A 5886-nucleotide genomic window follows, 5' to 3' on the forward strand; every position below is an offset into this window, starting at 1 on the left:
GAAAGCCGCTCATCTGCTGTTTCCTTAACTGACTGGCATTAGGGCAAGCCCCCTCCCACATTTGCTCTTCACAGGGCTTCAGACATCAGTGGGTATCCGCATCCCACACCCAGTTCCACACCCCCGGCAAATGCACCGGTTCGTTCACATCCTTGACCGCCCGGGCCAGCGCCGCTCGCTCCAGCGTGTCATGGTCGGTATAGAACGGCTGCGCCGCCGTCTTCACCCCGTTGATCCGCGCGCTGTCGAGCAGTATCTGCAAGTATTCCTGCAGATGCCGCGCGGTGTAGCGGTTGATGTCATGAAACGTCACCACCACCGGGATCACCCCGTCCACGGTCGGCAACTCACCGAGAGCGATGCGCTCGCGCACCACCGACAACTGGCGATACAGGTTCGCGCGACGCCGCGGGCTGCCGTTGAAACCCCAGATCTTGCCGTCATTGGCACTCAGGTCCGTGAGCAACACATGCATGCCATGACGCTGGTAAGCGGCGAAGGTGCGACGGTCGTAATTCCAGAACGGCGGGCGCACCAGCAGCGGTGGCTTGCCGGTGATCGCGGCAATGTCATTGGCGCCCTGGGTGAGGGTGCTTTCCAGCTCGTCGTTGTTCAGCCAGCGATGGTTGGTATGAAAGCCCGTGGCCGTGTGGAAGGCCAGGATATGCCCGCCCGCGTACTCACGTTGCATGGTCTTGTGCCCCCGTGAGCTGCCGCCGGAACGGGACGCCTCGGTCTGCAGGAAGAACACCGCCTTGATCCCCGGCAACACCGGGTTGTGCGCCAGGTCGGCGACCACCGAGCGACTCGGGTTGTTGTAGCCCGACGCGCTGGGGCCGTCATCGAAGGTCAGCAGGAAGCGGATCGGCGCCTGGGCTTGCAGGCGCTGTTCGGTCTGCGGCGTCAGGGCGATGGGCGCGCCGATGCAGCCGCCGAGGCTCAGGGCCAAGGCAAGCAGAAAGGACGCAGTAGCAAAGGATTTCATGGTGGGCGCGGGCTCGGGTAAAAGGCCGCTGCTGGGCGGATCAGCAGCGGCAGGCGCGCACCATACAGCAAGTTCGGCGCCGGTTTACAGCAGACTGATCGGGTAACTGACGATCAGCCGGTTTTCATCGAACTCGTTGTTGCTGTAGTCGCGGCGCATGCTGGAATTGCGCCAGCGCACCGTGAGATCCCGCAGCGCGCCGCTTTGCACGGTATAGCCCAGTTCGCTCTCGCGGCCCCACTCCTTGCCGTCGGTGATCGTGCCGGTGTGCACGTTGCTGCCGCTGATATAGCGGTTCATCAACGTCAGGCCCGGCACGCCGAGGGCGGCGAAGTTGTAGTCGTGACGCACTTGCCAGGATTTTTCCTGAGCGTTGTCGTAGCTGGCGTTATAGCTGTCATTGGCCAGGGTGCCGCCGCTGGTGCCGTTGACACGCATCCACGCATTATCACCGGTGAGTTTTTGCAGGCCGACATAGAAGGTGTGGCCGCCATGCTTGGCCGAGAACAGCCCGGACCAGGTCTTGTTATCCAGCGCGCCGGCGCGGGCGCTGCCGTCGTCTTTGCCATAGAAGAACCCGAGGTTGGCGCCCAGGGTCCAGTCGCCCAGCGGCTGGCTGTGGATCAGGTTGACGTACTGCTGGCGGTAGATGTCCTTGAGCTGGGCGTTCCACAGGCCGACCTGGGTGCGCTTGTCGTTGAACGCGTACTCACCGCCCTGGAAGTTGAAGCGGTCGGAGGTGAACGCGGGTTTTCCGGTCATCGACAGGTCGGTCATGCTGCTGTCGTCACGCGGGCTGTTGGCGCGGAACTGGCCGCCGTACAGGGTCAGCCCGGCGATCTCCCTGGAGGTGATCTGCCCACCGCGCAGGGTTTGCGGCAAGGAACGGCCATCGTCGGAACGCAGGATCGGCAGCACCGGCATCCACTCGCCGACCTTCACTTCGGTCTTCGAAATCCTCGCCTTGAACGCCACGCCCAACCGCCCGAATTCATCCGCCGGCCGACCGTCGTGGTCCAACGGCAGCAGTTGAGTGCCCCCCGTACCACGCCCGCCATCGAGCTTGAGCGAATAAAGACCCAACACATCCACCCCGAACCCCACCGTACCTTGGGTAAACCCGGACTTGGCGTCGAGGATAAAACTCTGCGTCCACTCCTGCGCACCCCCCTGGGTCTTGGTGGGGTTGGTGTAGTTGCGATTGAAGAAGAAGTTACGCAGGTTGAGAGTGGCGCTGGCGTCCTCGAGGAAACCGTGTTCTTCGGCGACGACGGGCAGCGCAAGACTGGCGACAGCGGTTGCCAGCAACAGCCGGCGCGGGTGGAAAGTGCTCATGGTGTAGGACCTGTTGTTATTGGGGTTATGCAGGTGCGGGCCATGATGGGGAGCGGTGTGGGCGTGGGGAAAGTGGGGGAGGGCGGGTTGTGGGCGATGATCGAACGCAACTTGCCGGGCACTGCGGCCCGGCATTTTTTGGGATTAAGACTTGGGTGGGTTGAAGTGTGTCCAGGGCACCGCCGGCAAGTAATGCTGCGCGGCAATGATCACCGCCACCATCACCACCAGGAACGCGGCTTGGAGTGGGCTCCAGAACACCCAGTGCAAGCCGTTCAGCCAGGGCCAGCCTTCGCTGAATGTCTGGCTCATATGGCCGATGCGTTTTTTGTGCAGCAGGTTGATCGCCAACGCGCCGGCATAGGTGACCGCGCCCAGGATGCCGAGCATCAGCCCACAGGCCACCAGCATGAACGCCTGGGGGATGCCGTGGCGTATGACCAGCCAGTATTGATTGGGGTTCAGCCGCTTGGGGATCAGGTACTGGCTCAGCCACAGGTCGGGGACCCGGTACGCCGAGCTGATGCTGGCCCAGAACTGGGTGACACGAAACGCGACCCCGGCCGGGACGAACGCCATCAACATAAAGAGAAGGGTCGATTGCAGGTCGAGTTGTGCGGAGGGGGTGTTGAGCAGGCTCAGGCCGATCCCCAGTGCGAACACCGCCCATACGCGAATGAATACCTGGGTGTAGATCGGTCGGGGGACAAATTTGCGCCAGAAGAACGCATCGGGTTGGGGCAGCCGTTCCAGCAGTTGCGGGTAGCGCCAGGTCAGGGTTTCGGCCAGGTGTTGGCAGGCGTGCCATTCGTTGTCGCCAAAGCCGTCGATCATGCGTTTTTGTTGCGTCGCGGTCATGGGCGTCAGCAGTAGACGGGCGGCGAGGGCGTCGGCGGAGGTGCGCTGTGTGTCCTGGGCCTTGTCTTGCAGGTGGGCGAAGAAGCTTTCCTGCTCACAGCGCGAGACCAGTTCGCGCCACATCCAGGCGGGTTCCGGGTACACGCCTTTCTGGTCGTCCCAGCCGAATACCTGGCATACGCGCTCGAACAGCGGCACGCTCCAGGCGGTGTCGTGGAGCAGGTGCAGAATGATGCGTTGCCACTGCTGTTGCTGGTCGAACACTCGCAGCCACGGTTGGTTGTTGTACTCGGTCAGTTGGGTGATGAACTCCCGCTCGGCCTTTTGCTCCAGCAGTGCCTGCAAGGTGTGGCGGTAGGCCTGCAACAGCTCGCCACTCAGCGTTTCATGCTGCCATGGCGTCATGGCGACCTGTTGCCAGGGCGTCAGCCATTCCAGGTGCTTCGCCGCCCAACTGGCTATCGCCGTACGCTCGCCGGGGTTGTCGAAACAATGGCGTAGCAGGCCGGCCTGGAAAGCGTCGGTGCAGTCCTGTTGATTGGCCTGTTGCCAGCGTTCGAGCAAGTTGCTGGCGCTCAGGCCGCTGAGGAGCGCCTGCGCGGGATCGGCCTTGGGCGCTTCGACGGGGGCCGGTTGCAGGACGCTGACGTCCATCAATTCGGCCAGGTCATTGAGGTTGCCGTGGGCCTGCTCGATCACGGGCGTCGCAGCAGGGCTTTGCTCTTCTTCCCAATCGGCGCGCCAGCGTGCGTAGGCCAGCGCTTCCTCATAGGCTTCGCGCAGGCGCTGGAAGCCTTCGGCGTCGTCGTCCGGGCGGCAGCTTTTCAGCAGCCGTGCGTAGGTGCGCTTGATGGTGCGCTCGTCCGCGTCTTCCGGCAGTTGCAGTACGGTCCAACAATCCATGTGGTGTTTCCCTTAGCGCCAGAACCCGTTGTCGAGCTGTTCAAGTTGGCGGGTCAATTCGCTGCGGGCCTCGCGGATGCGGCGTTCGTCCTGGGTGTCGAGCACTTGCTGGAACTGCCCGGCCCAGTGCCCGAGTTGCTCGCGCAGTTCGCCCAGGCTTTCCTGGTAGAGGCGTTCGAGGCGGGCGGTGAGCACGGTGTTGACCTGCTGGTCGCGCGGGTGAACCTTCAACTGCGCCAGGGCTTGCAGGCGTTGCTGGATTTCGTCCGGGCTGAGTACGCCAGGGTTGTTCTCGATCACCAGCGAGTGCTGTTCGCCGGTCAGCGGGATATTCACCTGGGCCTCCAGCAGGCCGTTGTTGTCGTAGGTGAAGCGCACGTCCAGCGAGACTTCACCGGCCTTGCGCTTGGGCACGGCGATGTCCAGTTGGCCCAGTTCGATGTTGTCTTTGACCAGGCGACTTTCGCCCTGGTAGATCTTGAGCAGCACCTGGCTCTGGTTGTCGTGCAGGGTCACCACGCTTTTGACCCGGCTGACCGGCACACTGCTGTTGCGCTCGATCAACGGCAGGTAGTGGCCGCTTTCGATATGGCTGCCGTACTGGTTGGAGGTTTCGATGCCCAGGGTGTAGGGGCACACGTCGGTCAGCACCACTTCTTCCAATGCTTGCGAACGGGCCTTGAGTGCGGCCTGGATCGCGGCGCCGTGGGCAACCACTTGGTCGGGGTCGAGGCTGATGGACGGGAAGCGCCCGAACAAACCGGCGGCGAGCTTGCGCACCAGCGGCATGCGCGTGGTGCCGCCCACCAGCAGGATTTCGTCGAGGTCGCCCACGCGAATCCGCGCATCCCGCAGCGCGCGCTCGATGGGCGCGCGCAGGCGTTCCAGCAGCGGGGTGTAGAGCTTGGCAAGTTCTTGCTGGGTGATGGTTTTCACCCATTGCTGGCCATCCACGCGCAGGGCGAAGTCGGCGCTGTCGTCCTGGCCCAGGGCTTTGCGCACGCGTTCGGCTTCACGGCGCAGGGCTTGCAGTACGCTGCTGGTGGGCGGGAAACCCTGGGTATTGCGCTGGCTGTCGACGAAGTGTTCCAGCAACAGGGTGTCGAAGTCTTCACCGCCGAGGAAGTTGTCGCCGGCGCTGGCGCGCACTTCCATCACCCCGTCGAACAGCTCGATGATCGACACGTCGAAGGTGCCGCCACCCAGGTCGAACACCAGGAACGAGGTTTCTTTGTCTCGCTGGTGCAGGCCGTAGGCGAGGGCGGCCGCGGTGGGTTCGTTGATCAGTTTTTCGACGTTGAGCCCGGCCAGTTCACCGGCAATGCGCGTGGCTTTGCGTTGGCCGTCGCTGAAATAGGCGGGCACGCTGATCACGGCTTCGGTGACGGTATGGCCGTAGGTGCGCTCGATATCTTCTTTGAGGCTTTTGAGCACCAGCGCGGAGAGTTCTTCCGGGCGGAATGATTTATCGCCCAGGCGCACTTCGGTGGCGCTGCCCATGTAGCGCTTGAACAGCGACGTGGTCAGGTGCGGGTGGGTGTGCAGGCGCTCCTTGGCGGCCTGGCCGACCAGGATGCGGCCTTGGTCATCCAGGCCGACCACGCTGGGGGTCAGCAACTGGCCCAGGGCATTGGGCACCAGTTCGGCGGCATCGCCGCGCCAGACGGCTGCGAGACTGTTGGTGGTCCCCAGGTCGATTCCTACGATCATTACGACAAGCTCCCTCTGTGGTCGGTAAGAATCTGTGACCAATTTTATCCTGAAAGGTTGAGCCAAAAGCAACTGTGGGAGGGGGCTTGCCCTAA

Annotated in this window: 4 protein-coding genes; all 4 read right to left on the reverse strand. The window is 63.1% G+C overall.

Features of this window, described 5'->3' with window-relative positions; translation table 11 throughout:
* Nucleotides 1–85: 85 nt before the first annotated feature.
* The 4 genes from DYL61_RS30930 to DYL61_RS30945 all read right to left on the reverse strand — a co-directional run bounded on the left by DYL61_RS30930 (nt 86) and on the right by DYL61_RS30945 (nt 5791).
* Complete coding sequence (locus tag DYL61_RS30930; RefSeq protein WP_135311543.1) at nt 86–985, reverse strand: polysaccharide deacetylase family protein; 900 nt, start codon at nt 983–985, stop codon at nt 86–88.
* Between the two features lie 84 nt (nt 986–1069).
* The gene (locus DYL61_RS30935) at nt 1070–2320 is read right to left on the reverse strand and encodes an OprD family porin (protein WP_135311544.1); all 1251 of its coding nucleotides are present in this window, start codon (nt 2318–2320) and stop codon (nt 1070–1072) included.
* Between the two features lie 144 nt (nt 2321–2464).
* Nucleotides 2465–4081 (reverse strand): J domain-containing protein, encoded by a 1617-nt coding sequence (locus DYL61_RS30940; protein WP_135311545.1) that lies wholly within the window; start codon nt 4079–4081, stop codon nt 2465–2467.
* A gap of 12 nt (nt 4082–4093) precedes the next feature.
* Nucleotides 4094–5791, reverse strand: coding sequence for a molecular chaperone HscC (locus tag DYL61_RS30945; RefSeq protein ID WP_135311546.1), 1698 nt, complete (start codon nt 5789–5791; stop codon nt 4094–4096).
* Between the last annotated feature and the right edge of the window lie 95 nt (nt 5792–5886).

The sequence above is a fragment of the Pseudomonas nabeulensis genome (assembly GCF_004682045.1).
Taxonomy (GTDB): domain Bacteria; phylum Pseudomonadota; class Gammaproteobacteria; order Pseudomonadales; family Pseudomonadaceae; genus Aquipseudomonas; species Aquipseudomonas nabeulensis.